Genomic DNA, 15,721 nt, shown 5'->3' with positions numbered 1-15,721 from the left:
ATTTCCACATCACGGAGTTGGTTCACAACTTCCGCCTGTCATCCTCTATCATTTCGCCCCATGGAACTTCTCGAAAAACTGATTAAGACCGCCGCGGTATCCGGCCGTGAGCATCGCATTCGCGAACTCATCATTCAGGAAACCAAAGGCCTCTTCGATGAAGTGCGCACCGATCCGCTGGGTTCACTGATCTGTGTTCGTCGGCCGCGACCTGCGAAAAATACCCGGAAGAAGGCGGACAACCCGCTCCGCGTGATGCTCGCAGCGCATATGGACCAGATCGGCTTTCTGGTGAAGCACATCGATGGAGCTGGCTTCCTGCGTCTCAATCCCGTCGGCGGATTTGACACACGAAATTTATTCGCGCGTCTCGTCACCGTCTGTCCCGATCCCCGCGATCCGTCGCGCGACCTGCCGGGCGTCATGAATCCGGGAGGCAAGCCGATCCACATTGCCGACGAAGCGGACAAGAACAAGGTGCCTCAGATCAGTGAGTTTGTCGTGGACCTGGGCTTGCCGGGTGACACCGTGAAAAAGCGTGTGAACGTCGGCGACATGGTGGTCATCCGCCCGACGTTTGACGTGGTGGGTAAAACCGCGGTCGGTCAGGCGATGGATAATCGTATCGCCAGTTGGGTTGCGATCCGTGCGCTCCATGAGCTGGAAAAATCTGGCTCCGGGCATCATTGCGAAATTCACTGCGTCTTTACCGTGCAGGAGGAAGTGGGCTGCCGCGGCGCGGGGACTTCGAGCTATACCATCGAGCCGGACGTTACCATCTCGCTGGATACGACATTGTGTGTAGATACGCCGGGTGTCTCGGAAGATCAGCGCGTCAGCAAGCAGGGCGACGGGGTGGGCTTACTGGTCATGGACTCGTCGATGATCAGCGATCTTGAACTGCTCGAAGAGCTTGAACGGATCGGCAAACGCCACAAGATCAAGACGCAGCGCACGATTTTGCCGCGTGGCGGGAATGACGGATATGCGATCCAGATGAAAAATGCAGGTCGCCGGGTGATGGCACTGGTTTGCCCGACGCGCTACATCCATACCGTCACCGAGATGGTGCACCTCGACGACCTCAATGGGATGAAAGATCTGCTGCGTGGATATCTCGCTCAGGCGTGAGATCATGAGTTTTCGGATATCCGCGCTGATGCACGACATTGCGTGAGCGATCGCGGCTATTCCAGACGCCATACCGCCATGGGCCATGTCACCGGCACACCGGGCAGCGTCACTTTCACTCGTCCGCGGCTGGTTTGCTCCGCTTTCATTTTCACCGGCTTCCACACACCCTTGGCGTTCAGAATGGCAGCGCGTCTGGGGGGCTTGGCTGCGCTCAAATCAAAGGAGACACGCTTCCACGGATCGTCCCGCAGGTTGGTCATTCCGATCAACCAGCTTGATCCGTTGCGTCTGACAATCGGATAAACGTCGGGATGGTCACACGCGATCGCAGGGACATTCCCCAGCCAGGTCAGCACCGCCTCAAGCTGCCGTTTGCGGCCAAGGGCGCGGAAGTAGGTCCACAGATCGGTTAGCAGTTGCCCTTCCAGCGCCACGACAGCGAGCCGACCCGCTGCTCCGCCGTCGTACACCACGGTGCCCGGCGTGACGCGCTTGCCGTAGTGATCGAGGAACCATGACACCGGCAGCCCTGTCGCCGGAGTACCGCCAGTCTCGATGGTGAAAAGTTTGGGCGTCTGCCGCAGCGAGATGGCGTCCCCCGCACGGCCGAAGGAGTCGTCCGTCACTTCCTCCATTGCTGCCACTGTCATACCGGTGACTCGCGGTTGGATCGGCAGGCCCTCCATCTGACTCATCGCCGACGCAAATGATCCGTCGCAATAGAGTCCCTCTCGCAGCAATTCCGTGATGCGTTTGGCTCCTAGAGCACGCGCCAGCCCTGCGCCGGTGGCGACGGAGACTGCTTTCCCGCGCGGGGCGAAGGAGACGGGGAATCCAAGGTTGGGTAACACGTAGTCCCACGGACGATGATGAGGCCATTGCCAGATCAAGTCGCCCGTCCAGTCCTGGTGATACGCGATCCTGCCGCTCATGAGCAGCCGCAGGCCGTCCTCCTGTGGATGGGCGGCGACGGCGGCATTCAGCGCACTCATCACCGGCTCGATGGCTTCGATCGCTTCGAAGATTGGATCAATCTCCCGGATCGGCGGGACCATCATCCCGGTAATGGAAAGCGTCACATCCCGACCCATGCCGAAAAACGACGCGACCATCAATTGCATCTGGATGCTGCGCGCCGAGCGGGAGAAGATTCCGCCCGGATAATTTTCGATCTCCGGCCAAAGCTCTGCGTTTTTCGGTACGAGCGCCTGCTGCTGACGCGGATGAGTCGTGCCGAAGAGATACGGCCTTGGATCGCCGCCTGCATAGAAACCAAAACCCGGTCGAATGCGGACGCGACCCTTGGGCCAGAGTCGCTTGATGAGGTCCGGCCAATCCCAACCGTCGAAAAAGCGATGCTCGATGGCGCCGGTCATCAGCGACAGATGCGTGCGCGGACTTTCCAGGGAGACACGTTTCTGAATCCCGCTGGCGATGTCAGCGAGCGACTCGTACTGCATGTTTAGCCACGCCGAACGAATTTTGCCTTCTTCCGCGTAAGGATCGCCGATCGCTTTGACCAGCGACTCGCGCGTGAATTGCCTGCCGGTGCGGCGGCGCATTTCCTCCAGATGAAGCGGACAGAAACAGACCAGCGGTGCGGGATTACGGCCGAAGTACCGGAAGTCATCATCGATCCACAGCGAGTCCGGCTTCTCCGCCGCGAGCATGCCGTACATCTCGACGAGATGTTCAAGAAAGCGCGGATCGAGCGGACATCCCCATTCTTCGGCAGGCGTGCCGTCGTGCCCGATCATGTGTTGATAGGGCACCGGTCGCCGTAACCCCGGCTGCGTGCGCGTAAAGCCGATGGTTTGCCAGACGTTGAGTCCCCAGGGGATGCGCTGTTTGCGAAAAAACTCAAAGAGAGGGCGTACCTCATCCAGCCAGCGGCGCTGCTCATCGAGTGTGATGAGTCCGGGGCCGCGTTCCTCGACCCCGCCGACAAAGACGAGCACGCCGTGGATGCGGCCTTGATCTCGCAGCGAGGTAATTTCCGCGATGGCGCGATCCGTGCCTTGCGGGGCGACACCATAGCGCAGCCAGAAGCGCGGATCATGCTTGTTGGTTCGATGAGTTTTTCGTGTCATGAGTGGGATACAAAAAAGAAGGAGGGTTCAAATACTGTCGCGGGTCGCTTTCCCGTCGATCAAGCGGAGGATACCGCGCGGGTTGGCGTTGCGCAGTTCCGCGGGCAGGAGGGCATCGGGTGTGTTCTGGTAAGCGACAGGCCGGACAAATCGGCGTATCGCGCTGGTGCCGACTGAGGTAAAGCCCGGCGTGGTGGTCGCAGGATAAGGTCCGCCGTGAACCATCGCGTGGCAGACTTCGACGCCGGTGGGATAGCCGTTGAATACGATCCGTCCGACTGTTTGCTCAAACACCCGCACGATTCGCCGCACCAGTTCGGTATCGTCCGCGGAGCCGGTGTGGATGGAGCCGGTCAGGTTGCCGCCGGCCAGTTCGATGGCATCGAGAAGCTGCCGTTCATTTTCACATCGCACCACAAGCGATGCGGGTCCGAATGCTTCGTCGCGGAGAGTCGCTTCACTGATCCATCGTGAAGCGGTAACCTCATAAAGCGATGCTGTCGCGCCTGCTGTCGCGGTACACGCCCCGGCTACGCGAACCTTCACTTGATCGACCTGCTGAAACTTTCCGGTCATCTCGTGAAATGATTTCTGGATGCCCGCGTTGAGCAGGGTGAATGCAGGGGCAGCGGAAATTTTTTCGGTGAGCTTCGCAACGAAGGCATCCGCATCCGGACCATCAAGGACGAAGACCAGGCCCGGCTTGGTGCAGAATTGTCCGCCGCCGAGCGTGATCGATCCGGCCAATCCCTCCGCAATGGTGTCGCGCCTCTCACGCAGCGCGCCGGGAAGGATCACGAACGGATTTAAGCTGCCCATTTCAGCGTAAACGGGAATAGGTCTGGGGCGTGCGGCCGCCAGGTCGAAAAGAGCACAGCCGCCGGATTTAGATCCCGTGAATCCCACCGCCATCGCCGCCGGATGTTTCACCATCGCGGCACCGACTTTAGTTCCTGAGCCTTGCAGCAGAGAGAACAACCCGGTCGGCAGGTTTGTCTGCCGCAGAGCTGCGAGAACAGCCGCGGCGAACAATTCGTTGGTTGCCGGGTGTCCGGTGTGTGCCTTGACGAGGACGGGATTTCCCGCCGCCAGAGCTGACGCGGTGTCACCGCCGCATGCTCCGAAAGCGAAGGGGAAATTGCTGGCTCCGAAGACAACCACAGGACCAAGCGATTGATTCATCCGCCGCACGTCCGGCTTGGGCAGCGGCTGACGATTCGGGTCAGCGCGGTCGATCACCGCGTCCACCCACGAGCCATCTCGGATCAGTGCGGCAAAAAGTTTGAGCTGGCCTGTCGTTCGGGCGCGCTCACCCGTCAGGCGTGCAGGAGGCAGCGCGGTTTCATTCTGGCCAGTTGTCAGGAGTTGATCGCCCAAGGCCATGATCTGATCGGCGATGGCGTCGAGCAGATCCGCCCAGCGTGTCGCGGGCAGGTCACGTGTGGCCGCGTATGCCGACATCGCTGCGGCGAAGGCCTGTTCGATTTCGTCCGCCGTCGCCGCGTGAAAACCAGGCTCCAGCACAGCTCCGGTGGCGGGATTAACAGCCCGTGTCGTCTTAGGATCGCTGCCGACCCACTGGCCGTCGATGAGATTTCGTCCTGTCAGTGTGTGAGTAGTCATGGAAAGGAATCATACGCGCGGTGAAACGAAAAAAGTACGTGCGGAGTTTCCGGAACCCGCTTACGAGCAGGCGGCGATGCGTTTCCTTACAACGGAGTGACGCGCAACAGCGGCACTTCACCGCGGATCAGGTGCAAAGGATTGCGCAGCGGCTTGCCGTAGCCTTTCCACTCCACGCTCATCACGTCGCCTTGCTGGAGCGTGATGCCGCCGCCGAAGCTGAAAGCATCAGCTCCCCAGAAATGGACATGCACATCGCCGGCCACACGGTGCTGGGCGTATTTGAAATGGTGATGTTCCAGATTCGCCAGACTGTGCGACATGTTGGCTTCGCCGCTGGCCAGATCACGCTGCCAGAGCACGTCCTTGCCTCGTTCGACGCGAGCCTGTCCCTTGATGTCATGGAAATCGAAATCGACCCATAGCTCAGGCCCCAGCGAGGCGGTTCGCAATTTACTCGGCGCGAGGTAGAGATAGTTTTTGCGTTCCATCTGATGGTCGGAAAACTCATTGCCTGCGCACATGCCGACGCGCCGCGGCTGGCCCTTTGCGTCGATGAGGTAGATTCCCGCCAGTTCAGCTTCATCGCCGCCGTCGTCGGCGAAGGCGGGCACCTCCAGCGGCTGGCCGTGAGCGCGCAGGATGTGGCCGTTACCCTTGTAAAACCATTCCGGCTGCACACCGGGACGGCTGAAGTCTGCGGGCTTTCCGCCTTCGATTCCCCATTGGAAAATCTTCATCGAGTCGGTCAGGGGAGCCTTTGCCGCCTGTTCCTTCGCGTGCATCGCATCGCGTTGCTTGGCACTGTTGATGTGCGTCAAACCCGTGCCGGTGACATGGCACCGCGCCGGGTCGGTCGGGTGGTCGAAAGGCACGAGCAGTTTCCAATCGCTACGGCCTTCATGGATTTCACGGTAAGGCAGGGATTCACCTCGCTTCTGCGACGAAGCGAAGCTCGCCAGCGATGTTCCTGCTGCCAGAGCAGCCTGTGCCAGGTCATAGGCGGAGCTGTAGCCGTCGAGGAGCACGAGTGATTCGCCTTCGACGACTGCGATGCGACGACCGAGGCGAAGATGTTTAAGTTGGGTCAGGTGCATGCCAGAAACATAAACGATCTGACAACGAGCCACAAAACGCGGCGATCTACATCGCCCCCATGGATCACTTCAGCGGAACGCGCCCCGTGCCCGGCCTGATGACGGTCAGACGGCTATTCTTGAGATCCCACTGGAACTCCTCAGCGGTGTATGGCGTCGGCTCGCCCGGTTCGATGACTTCCACCATGCGGCCGCCCTCACCCTTGAGCGACACGATCTGCGTATCCTCCGTGTAGAGCAGGTGGTCGGTACGGATCACTCGGCCGTTGGCGTGAACGACGACATCCTTGTCAGCACTGATGGCTTTGAGAGTCGGCTGCGTCTTCTGCGACACCCAGACTCCCAGTCCGCCGGTCGAGGCCAGGTCCGCGACGAAACGCTGGCAATCCATCTGCATGAACTCTTTGGAGTCAGGCTCGCGGTGGATCATCTGCACGCCTTCCATCACGGTCATGTCGTTGTGATTGGCGTTGAGAATCATTTTGCCCGTCCACTTCATGAGCGTGTCGCCGCGTCCGCTGAATCGCGTAACCAGGCCGCCTTCGGGCTGTGTAGTCGCATCCGCTTTTCTCGTGTCAGGCCGGTAATCCTGCATCTGCATCCAGCCTTTGCCGTCCACGGTCAGTTCCTCGGTCAGTTCCAGGAAGGTCAGAGTCGGCCCTTCGAGCGTGAGTCGTCGGAGAATGTTGCCGCCGGGATAATCGGCCCACGACTCCGCTTCAAATCGCGCATTGTCACTGGCGACAAGCGACTTGATCGCCTTGGTGCCGCCGGCCATCTGATCGAGCGACATGCCGCGCTTCGATGGAGCTTGCTTGTCGGCAGCTTGCGGGACGGTGACGAACTCAAGCTGCAGATCCCCGCAGCGGAGTTTGGTGGTGTCGAGATTTGAGCGTGACACGATCTCCACTTTGCCCTGGAATTGTGCCTTGCCTGTCGTGTTGTCGTAGAGCATCGCCTCGTTCCAGGTGACGTGGGCGAGGTTGTCCGGCGGGCCTTTGGTTTCGCCGGCCTTTTGTGCCGCGGCAGGCCGCGTGACCAGTTCCTTCTCTTTCCCCGGCGCGATGGCGGATTTAATGGGGAAGTCGAACACGCCCGGCCCCTGCACCCGCACCGTCTGGCTGCCCTGGTGCATCACGAGGTGATTGCCGGTCAGGAGAATCTCATTTCGACGGACACTGGCGGGCTTGCCTTTGACACCGAATAACTCGATCTGATCAGCGGTAGTGTCGGCGACGAGTCGATCCGCTGCGATATCCAGCGGATCCTCGGTGACGATGTGGACGCCGTCACGTGCAACCATCGTTTTCATGACCAGCCGAGCACCTCGCGTTCCCGGATCAAGAGTCATTGCTGCCGGTTTGCTCTGCGCATCAGCAGGCATGGTCGTCGGATCGACGAGGGCCAACCCGACATCGAGCAGTTGAGTCTCCAGCGTCCGACCGGGAAGCGCAGCTTTGACCTTGTTGCGGGCGAGCAGACGTGAGGGTTGCATCTTGCCTTTCGCGTCGGTCGCCAGCTCGATGTCCAGTTCGTCCGAGGTGATGGCTAACTTTTCTTCATCCTTCTGACTCTTGCTCTCGACATGGACGCTGCCTGCCGCGTGGATGGTGTCGAGCGTCTGCTTCCCTTTGATGGGGTCATCCAGTGCCAGCGAGATGGTATCGGCACGCATGCCGAATTCCGGGTGATCCGCCGTCACATCGCCGTGAAAGGCCGCCTGTTTGAGAGCCGTCAGCCGGATGAGTTGTTCGCTGTCCTCTCGCTTGCCTGCTGCGGCTTTTTCCTCGGCTGTTCTGAGGAAGAAAGTCATGTCGAGCCGGTCTTTCCAGCTGATTTTCAGACCCGGCGGCAGGCGATTGTCGGGTCGTGCAGCATCGGGGTTCAGGGCTGCGATCACATCAGGGTCGCTGCCCTCCAGCACACCGCCGCCATCAATACGGCCAAAACCCGTGCCCTGGTCGATGTCGAGTTTCGTACCGCGCAGCCGGCCGCCCATTGCGAGCGAGTCGAGCGTCATGGGAATCTTGTCGTTCCCCGTGAGTCGCACCCGACCGGACTTCGTGAAGTAGTCGAATCCCGCCGCCGAGATGCGCTCCTGGACCGGGCGATTGCCGTTCTTGTCGGGCTTAACGTTGCGCGGATAGGTGGTGACGCGCAGCGGTTTACCGACCAGTGAAAACATCGTGTCATCAGGTCCGTCGATTTCCGCCGGCGGATGGTCCTCCGGATCGACGGTCAGCGCACCGGACCATTGCACAATCAAATCAGTCGGGCTGACATCGGCGAGCACTTTTTCCTCCGGTAGCTTCCACGGATCGACCGGCTGCGTCTGAGCCAGAACATTCTGGGCGACAAGCAATGCCGACGCTGTACGGGGATCACCCGGCAGCAGGGGACGCATCCCGGACGACGACTCCGAAAGCGGCGAGTGCAGCGGAAGGGCGGCGGCGCGATGAGATGGCAAGGGCGGCTCGGATAAAGCTGCTTTTTTCTTTGATCCGCCGAGCAGTTCGCCTTCGCGTCCCGCGTTACGTCCCAGAGCGAAGATCGCCAGCAACTGGTCAGCATCCACATCCATCGTGTCGCTCTGGATACGGACGCGCCGTTCGAGCGTAGCCCGGTAAAACTGCGGAGCCTCGTCGGCCTTGTTCACATCAACCTTGTCATCGACTCCGGCTTTTTTGGTCGTGGCTCCGCCGTTGCGTTCGCTGATGCGGTCGTTGCCGCCCTGTGTCTTGATGCGAATGCTCTTGCCGTAGGGGACTTCGAGATGTTCAAGCCGCTTCTTGCGCGGGTTGAAGGTCATCTGGAGTCCCTTGCCGATAAAGTCGATCCGAGGCGTGGTCAGGTGGACGTTTCCCTCGCTCTCGATCTGACCCAGCTCGATGTCGAACTTCGCATCCTCCAGAAAGACGCGCATGGCGATGTCACCTGTTTCCCGATCGAGTCTTACCGGGCGCTCCTGCGGCCCGTCGAAAAGAGTCAGCACCACGCGGCCGCGAAACTCGCCGTTCCTCGGTTGACGGTCGGGTGCGACGAACGTGCCCTCGACCGCGCGGATTTCCAGCACGCGCGAAGGCGTCAGGTGCATCCGACAGATGGGATTCTTGGCGTCGAGCACGCCTTGCGGTTTGGGTTCCAGCTCGCGGACGAAAATCTGAATGACCTGGCCGTGATCGTTGACACGAGTGATGCGCGTGATGCCTACACCCAGCAGCGGTTGCTCGGTGAGGTCCTGTGCCATTTTCTGCGGATCGACCGGGTGCAGACCGCCGCTCTGCTGCGTGAGCGGTTTGTGCTCGGTCTTTTGCTTGGAAGGTTCGGCGAGCATGGTCAACAGGAGCACCACGCCCGCCAGTGCGAAGGCCGCCGCAATCATAAAGACACGCTTGAACATGGATTCAGTTTAACGGCAGAACGCCCGATGGATGGTGGGGAACGAAAAGAGACGTCATTTTGCCGGGTCGCGGGCAGATCCCGGACGGCTCGCTCCGCGTATTATGTTTTCCCCACTACCCAAGGACATCAGCATGCTCAGTCAGATTTTCAAGGCCTATGACGTTCGCGCAACCTATCCCGACAAGCTCAACGAATCCGCTGCGTGGAAGATCGGCGTGGCGACGGGGCGCTACCTCGGTGCTCATGCGGAGGATGTCGGCGCGCCGGCGGGGGCGATGGCGGACACCGTTCTGGTGAGCCGGGACATGCGGCCAAGCTCGCCGTCACTGGCTGCTGCGTTGATCGAGGGCATCCGTGCCTCAGGCATGAACGTCGTCGATCTGGGCATGTGTGATACGCCGTTCATCTATTTCGCGGTCAACTATCTCGGTGCCGCCGGCGGGGTTCAGGTCACGGCGAGCCACAATCCCGTCCAATACAACGGCTTCAAGATTTCCAAGACGCTGGCGCGGCCGGTCGGTGCGGAAACGGGTCTCAAGGAAATCCAGGCTGAAGCCGAAAAAGTCGGAGAGCGCGGCACGCTTCCCCTCAAGGGCAGTCTGCACGAGCGTGATCTCTGGGGCGAGTACCGTGAGCATGTGCTGAAGTTTCTCACCACACCCAGCCGTGCGATCAAGGTGTTCGTGGACAGCTCGAACGGCATGGGCGGCAAGTTCGTTCCCAGAATTTTCAGCGGACAGAACAACCTTCAGATCATCCCGCTGAATTTCGAGATCACCGGAAAGTTTGTCCACGAACCGAACCCGCTGGTGGCGGAAAACATGATCCCTACGCAGGAAGGAGTACGGAACAGCAAGGCTGATTTCGGAGTCTGCTTTGATGGTGATGCGGATCGCTGCATCCTCACGGATGAAAAGGGACAGATCATCGGCTGCGATCACCTGACAGCCCTGCTGGCGGATTATTTCCTCAGAAAATCGCCGGGCACGACGATTGTGTACGACCTGCGTTCGAGCAAGGTCGTGGAGGAGACCGTCCGGACACTGGGAGGCGTGCCTCACAAGAGCCGCGTCGGTCACGTGTTCATGAAAGCGGAATTGCGCAAGAGCAAGGGAGCCTTCGGCGGGGAACTGTCCGGGCACTTTTATTACCGGGATAATTTCTTCGCCGACTCAGGAGCCATCACCTTCGCTGCGGTGCTGTCGGTGCTCGGACAGTCGAACAAGCCGATCAGCGAGTTGATCGCACCCTACCGAAAATATCCGCAGAGCGGCGAGATCAACTTCCGCGCGGAGGATAAAGCAGGCGTGATGGCTGCGCTGCAAGCCAAATACGAAAAGTTCGCTGACATTGACCATCTCGACGGCGTGACGGTTGACGCCTGGTCGCGTGACGCAGCACGAGGTGGGTGGTGGTTCAACGTGCGGGCGAGCAACACCGAACCGCTGCTGCGCCTCAACGCCGAAGCAAAGACAGCCGCGAAACTCGAAGCAATACTGGCGGAGATCACCCCGATGCTTGGGCATCGTGACACGGGCGGGCATTGAGGTTGTCGCGACTCATCGGCCTCGTGATGGAAAAGATCACCAGAAGTATGATCGGGTAAAGCTGTAAAAAAAGCCGGGTGATCGAATTGGCGATGTGGTAGTACAAATCGTGCGGCGTGATGAGGTAGATCCCGTAAAAGCCGGCAAGTGTGATGCTCAGCGCCGCCAGCGTAGCGGTCATGGCCGGCCACCGTCCGCGCAGGCTGACACCTGCCGCCAAGACGTACACCGCCAGCACCCAGAGCACGAAATGTCCCGGCCAGCGCACGGAAGCGGTTCCGCCGTAGTGGTCCGCCGGCCAGAGCAGATGTTGCCAGACGCCTCTGAATATCTCCGCGTGTCGATCGAGGTCGAAAATCCTCTCCAGCGTGTTTGTCCGATTCTGTTCTTTGAGCACGTCGTTGGTCGCTGAGAGCGAGAGCTTCATCCAGAATACGACTGCGAGGAACGGCAGGGCACCGAGGCCGAATGCCAGCACGTGCCGTAAAACTTTCACACCCCGATTGATGCGAGTGACCGGGGGTGAGGATGCAGCATGATCGGATGCGGTGCCGTTGCTCCGAAACAATTCCGCAATGACGACGCCGACTCCCAGAGCCAGAGTCCAAAGCAGCCCTTCGTTTTTTGTCCACGCCGCAGCGCCTGCCATGACGCCTGACAAGGCGATCCATCGTCCAGCCGCAGGTGAAGCGGTCGCCATCCAGAGGGCGGTTACAGACCCCAGCATGAGAGCCGCGATGGGGACATCGGCATATTGAATGGTCCCGACACCGAGGAACAAAGGCAGCGCCAGCAGAGCCATAACCGCAGCGCAGGCTCGTGTTGTGCCGACTGTCTGGCGCACCGCGGCAAAAAGGATGGCGATGACCGCAGCCATCGACAGCAGCGCGATTCCCGTCGGCGCGAGCAGAGTTTCATGGCCAGCGTAACGCCATAGCCGTTCAATGGAGAGCGGCAGATTCAGCGGGTAATCGCTGTGAACCGAGGCGACAAAGCTATCGCGCCAGTTCATCCCCGCGCGGTACAGAAATCGGGCCCGCACGTTCCAGATGGAAACAGCATCGAAATCGCCAAAGGGTTGACTCCACAACTGCTGAGCTGATCTGCAAAAGAACAGCAGCAGCACCGCGGCCAGCGCGATGGTCGTGATGAAGGCCCATAATCCGCTTCCCCGCCGAGGTGCGAAGTCATATCGAGGCGGCCGCACGAGTTTGAGCAGAACGCCCGCCAGAGCCACCAGCAGCAGATCGACGGTCAGGGCGGTGCCGTATTCCTGAAACGACACGGGCAGCAGCATGAACACTGCGAATCGCGCCGCGGATGTGACCGCCAGCCCCAGCGGCAGCGCAACGGCGCAGCGCACCAGTCGCGTTCCGCTGCCTCGTCCCGCGAGGCTCGTGGCCAGCAGCAGACCGAGCATCCACGAGAGCGTGACGGCGATCAATAGGAAAATGGCACTCATTCGAACCGGAACTCCACGAGTGCCAGCCCGTTGCCTAGATCCACGGTGCGGGCGATGTCGTTCTGGTTCTGAAAGATCCAGGTTTCCAGGCTGCGCTGGTCGTGAAAGTTGGCGATCCAGAGCGATGGATGGTTTTCATAATCAACCACTCGCGGTGCCAGCGTAAATTGCGTCTTGAAATATCCGAGCATCCACTCGTAGGACCACGGCGCAAACTCAGACACGTAGCCGACGAAGGTGCCCGGCGGGAGCTGCATCCGCAGCGGGAGCATGCGGTCTTCGAGGATTTCGAATTCCTGTAACTGTGCCGCACGCGCTTCACGGGTTGGCCAGCGAGTCAGCGATACCCAGACCGCGCTGATGAAGATCACAGCAAAACACGCGAATACGAGCAGGCGACGCCACAGCGGCATAGGTCGATTCTACCGGAGAGGATTGTCACTGACGCGATGGTCGCCGTCAGGCGGCATCTTCAATGGATGAGGCGTCCGGTGGCGGCTCATCATGGGCTTCCGCGCCCTGTACCTGAGGCACGTAACCGTCCGCCACCTCGCGGCCGTCGAGAGTCGTGATCTTCGGCTGCGGATTCGCCCGCTCGTGATCGCTCAACGCCGCTTCGAGTTTCGCCTGCTTATCGGGATCGACCGCCGTCCACGCCAATCGTCCGCGACATTTCGGGAAGGTCGAGCACGACAGCCACGGTCCGCGCGCCGAGCGGCGCAGGTTCAGCGGATTGCCGCACTTGTTGCACGGCAGATCGGTCAGCAGCGGCGGAGTCTTGGGTGCGATGACCCCTCCCTTTTTCGGGTCGAGCCGCACGATGCCTTTGCACGTCGGATAGTTTTGGCAGCCCAGGAACGGACCAAACTTGCCGACCCGCCGCGTCATCGGACCCTTGCAGATCGGACAGGCGATGTCGGAAAGCTCCGGCGGCTGCGGCTTTCCCTCACGGTCGATCTGCACCGCGTACTTGCAATCGGGATAGCGACCGCAGGAGAGAAAACGCCCGCTTTTACCGAAGCGGTACACCATCGGCGCGTTGCATTCCGGGCAGGTGTACTCCGATTCTTCGGTCTCCGCCTTGGCGTGGACCATCGTGCCGTGCGCCGTCTCCAGATATTTCTTGAATGGTCCGTAGAAATTGTGGAGCATCTGCACCCAGTCGTGATGCTCCTCCTCGATCTTGTCGAGTTCCCCTTCCATCTCGCGGGTGTAGGCCACGTCCATGATCGTGGGAAACGCCTCGACGAGCTTATCGGTGACAACCTTACCCAGATCGGTCGCATAGAGCCGTCGGTCACGCTGGGAGAGCTGTGAAACGTAGCCGCGATCCTGAATGGTGGAGATGATTGCCGCGTAGGTACTGGGGCGACCGATGCCTTCTTCTTCGAGCTTTTTCTGAAGCGATGCCTCGTTGAACCGCGGCGGCGGGCTGGTGAAGTGCTGCGTCGGGTCGATGTGCAGCGGCGCGAGCGGTTGCGCTTCCTTCAGCGGCGGGAGCAACGCCTCGTCGCCAGCGTTGGGAATCCCCGACACTTTCAGGTAGCCGTCAAACACCAGCGAGCGGCCGGTGGACTTGAAAAGTGCCATCGGCGCAGCGCCTGCGTCATTTCGTCCCGATTCTCCGTTCTCCGCTGCGATCATCACCGTCGTCGAGTCCCACTCCGCATTGACCATCTGGCAGGCAACGAAACGCTCCCAGATCATGCGGTAAAGCTTGAACTGCTCCTCGTTGAGGTACGAGCGGATTTTGTCGGGCGTTAACGCGGCATCCGTAGGGCGGATGGCCTCGTGAGCCTCCTGCGCAGCCTTGTTGCTTGAAGCGAAAAAGTTCGGCTTCTCCGGCAGATATTTGGCGCCATAACTCCGATCGATGAAGCTCCGCGCCATGTTCAGCGCCTCGCCCGACAGATGCGTCGAGTCGGTACGCATGTAGGTGATCAGGCCGGTAGGGCCACCCATGCCCTTGAGATCGATGCCCTCGTAGAGTTGCTGCGCGACGCGCATGGTGCGCTGGAGCGGGAATCCCAGCCGCGTGGATGCGTTCTGCTGGAGTGTGCTGGTGATGAACGGGCCGGGCGGTCGTGAGCTGACCCGTTTGGTCTGGATCGAGTGGACGTTGTAGCGAGGGGGATTCTCGACGTGGCCGTGGAGCGTGGTGAGGAATTTCGCCGGGCCGCGGCCTTTTTCATCCTGCCGATCATCCGCCGAGTCGAGGGAGAAGCCCAGTTTCCGTGCCGTCGCCAGTGTTTCTTCGCGGTCAACCGCCTTGAATTCCTTGCCGCCGACCTCGACAAGCTCTGCACGCAGCGCGCCGCGCTGTCCGACCCATCCGATCCGCTCGCGGATCGTGCGCGGCTCAGCCTTGTCCGCCGCCGCCAGCCATTCACGCAGCTCACGCGAAAGCGCAGCGGCGTTTTTCAGGTCGGGGGTGAAGTAACCGGTGATCTTCCAAAATTCCTCAGGCACGAACGCTTCGATCAGCCGCTCCCGCTCGACGACCAGACGCACCGCGACCGACTGCACACGACCGGCACTCAAACCGCCCGCGACTTTTTTCCAGAGCAGCGGCGAAACCTGATAACCGACGATCCGGTCAAGGATGCGGCGGGCCTGCTGCGCGTTAACCTTGTTTTCATCAATCGAGCGCGGATGGTTGAAGGCGTTCTGAATTTCACCCTTGGTGATCGCGTTGAAGACCACACGCTTGGCAGTCTTTAATGGCACATCCAGAGCCTGCGCCAGATGCCAGGCGATCGCTTCGCCCTCACGGTCGAGGTCGGTCGCAAACCACACATCCGCTGCGCTCTTGGCGACCTTTTTCAGGTCGGTCACGGTCTGCCGCTTGGCGGGCATGATCTCGTAGGTGGGTTTGAAATCGTGTTCGAGATCGACCCCGGGGACCGGCGGACGCTTTTTGCCCTTCAGACCGGCCGAGCTGCTGGGCAGGTCGCGCACATGCCCGACGCTGGCCATCACGACATACTCGGATCCCAGGTACTTATTGATGGTCTTGGCTTTGGTCGGACTTTCGACGATGACCAGATGCTTGCCGTCGGCATTTCGGGGGCGTCCTCCCGCGGCGCGGCCGGCTTGTCGGGAACGAGGAGATTTCTTCGCAGCGGTAGCGGACGCTTGAGCGTCTGCTGAGGCGGAGTCGGGTTGGGAACGCTTCGTCTTGGCCATGTTATCCTTCAATGCCCGGCATCCGACCGGGCATGCCGGGACTGTGCGTCTATCGACGATTCAGCGTCCGGCTTCCGACGAAAATCGGAGGCTAACTTGAGCAAGCTAAGTGGCAGTTGTCAAGTAATACTTCTCAAGACCATGGAATTAAAGAACTTAAGAGGGCGGCCAATTCTGAGC

Annotated in this window: 9 protein-coding genes; 2 read left to right on the top strand and 7 right to left on the bottom strand. The window is 60.4% G+C overall.

Annotated features, from left to right (window positions below; all coding sequences use genetic code 11):
- The first annotated feature begins 60 nt into the window (after window positions 1–60).
- Window positions 61–1,131 (top strand): M20/M25/M40 family metallo-hydrolase, encoded by a 1,071-nt coding sequence (locus tag IT444_10720; GenBank protein MCC7193242.1) that lies wholly within the window; start codon window positions 61–63, stop codon window positions 1,129–1,131.
- Between the two features lie 56 nt (window positions 1,132–1,187).
- On the opposite strand, the gene IT444_10715 is transcribed toward IT444_10720, so the two are convergent.
- The 4 genes from IT444_10715 to IT444_10700 form a co-directional block, all read right to left on the bottom strand.
- Window positions 1,188–3,224, bottom strand: a complete 2,037-nt coding sequence (locus IT444_10715; GenBank protein MCC7193241.1) for a hypothetical protein — start codon at window positions 3,222–3,224, stop codon at window positions 1,188–1,190.
- Window positions 3,225–3,251: 27 nt separating this feature from the next.
- On the bottom strand, window positions 3,252–4,847 hold the full coding sequence (locus IT444_10710) for an aldehyde dehydrogenase (NADP(+)) (protein MCC7193240.1): 1,596 nt from the start codon (window positions 4,845–4,847) through the stop codon (window positions 3,252–3,254).
- An 86-nt stretch (window positions 4,848–4,933) separates the two neighbouring features.
- Complete coding sequence (locus IT444_10705) at window positions 4,934–5,944, bottom strand: hypothetical protein (GenBank protein MCC7193239.1); 1,011 nt, start codon at window positions 5,942–5,944, stop codon at window positions 4,934–4,936.
- Between the two features lie 64 nt (window positions 5,945–6,008).
- Window positions 6,009–9,344 carry a hypothetical protein gene (locus IT444_10700; protein MCC7193238.1) on the bottom strand — a complete coding sequence of 1,112 codons (3,336 nt, stop codon included), beginning with the start codon at window positions 9,342–9,344 and terminating at the stop codon, window positions 6,009–6,011.
- 133 nt (window positions 9,345–9,477) lie between these two features.
- Between IT444_10700 and IT444_10695 the strand changes: the two genes are divergently transcribed.
- A complete protein-coding gene (locus tag IT444_10695) occupies window positions 9,478–10,893 on the top strand; it encodes a phosphomannomutase/phosphoglucomutase (protein MCC7193237.1) in 1,416 nt (471 codons plus the stop codon).
- Here the strand turns inward: IT444_10695 and IT444_10690 are convergent.
- From IT444_10690 to topA, 3 genes are read right to left on the bottom strand one after another with little or no spacing between them, the layout of a single operon-like run.
- Entirely contained in the window at window positions 10,853–12,355 is a 1,503-nt protein-coding gene (locus IT444_10690; protein MCC7193236.1) for a glycosyltransferase family 39 protein, read from the bottom strand. The genes IT444_10695 and IT444_10690 overlap by 41 nt on opposite strands.
- On the bottom strand, window positions 12,352–12,768 hold the full coding sequence (locus tag IT444_10685; GenBank protein ID MCC7193235.1) for a hypothetical protein: 417 nt from the start codon (window positions 12,766–12,768) through the stop codon (window positions 12,352–12,354). Before IT444_10685 ends, IT444_10690 begins: the two co-directional genes overlap by 4 nt.
- A 46-nt stretch (window positions 12,769–12,814) precedes the next feature.
- Window positions 12,815–15,541 (bottom strand): type I DNA topoisomerase, encoded by a 2,727-nt coding sequence (gene topA / locus IT444_10680; GenBank protein ID MCC7193234.1) that lies wholly within the window; start codon window positions 15,539–15,541, stop codon window positions 12,815–12,817.
- Window positions 15,542–15,721: the final 180 nt, after the last annotated feature.

The organism is Phycisphaeraceae bacterium (genome assembly GCA_020851465.1).
Lineage (GTDB): Bacteria > Planctomycetota > Phycisphaerae > Phycisphaerales > Phycisphaeraceae > JADZCR01.
Note: the sequence above shows the minus strand (reverse complement) of the source record. Positions and strands in the feature narration are given on the sequence as shown.